Origin of the sequence: Rhizobium ecuadorense (assembly GCF_001187535.1) — a bacterium.
Lineage (GTDB): Bacteria > Pseudomonadota > Alphaproteobacteria > Rhizobiales > Rhizobiaceae > Rhizobium > Rhizobium ecuadorense.
Genome location: NZ_LFIO01000672.1, coordinates 1 through 755, shown reverse-complemented (window position 1 = coordinate 755; position 755 = coordinate 1). Strand labels below are relative to the sequence as shown.

The 755-nt window shown below is 59.1% G+C and carries 1 protein-coding gene; it reads right to left on the bottom strand.

Features of this window, described 5'->3' with window-relative positions; translation table 11 throughout:
• Positions 1 to 504: 504 nt before the first annotated feature.
• A partial coding sequence (locus tag AF337_RS12820; protein ID WP_244471235.1) for a hypothetical protein occupies positions 505 to 755 on the bottom strand: 251 nt, incomplete at its 5' end.

Genomic DNA, 755 nt, shown 5'->3' with positions numbered 1-755 from the left:
ACACAGACACTGCCTTGGGCTATTCTGTAAAATAAGGCATGGGATCGCCGCCGCCGCCCTTTCGTTCAAGCTACGGAATCGCGCGGTTCGCTCCTCATTTACTCCGGTGCGATGCGCGGACAAACAACTTGCTTGCCTCAGCGCTTTTTTACGGCATTGAGCGGGAACCTCGACGTGGCAACAAGGTTAATTCATCGGATCGCAGGAAAGGCGCTATTCGTCGAAATGTAAAACGCCTTTCCCTGGCGGTCCGGCTCATCCCCAGAGTTGGGTCGTGCGGAGGCAAGTTATGGTCCGTTCCCGATCAAGCGATGCTCCGCGCGGCCCGACAACGTCCATAGTTGATGCAAGGACGCCCACAGCACACTGACCGTTTCATCATGCCGTGCCGGCGCTTCATGAAACGACGAGCGCCGGCGGGATGGCTTCGACAGGCGGCGTTCGCTGGACCAGGCCATCAAGCGTCTCACCATATGATGACGCAAGCCCGTAAACCGCCGCAAGTCAGAAGCCGTAGCGCCGGTCGAGTTCGGCAAGCGCTGAATGAATTTCATCGATAGGAACCGGCTCCGCTGTTCCGGGAATGAGACGGAACGCCGGCTTCGAATCGACCGCGTAAAAATCCGAAGCCCATGCCGCCAGGATGGTGCGCTTGTCGTCGGCAGACAATGCTGCCGCTTTCACTACGTCGGTCGGACGCTGAAGCTGCATGCCCCGGAGCAAAGTCGCCGGGCCGGTTGCCATGGCATCGGTCA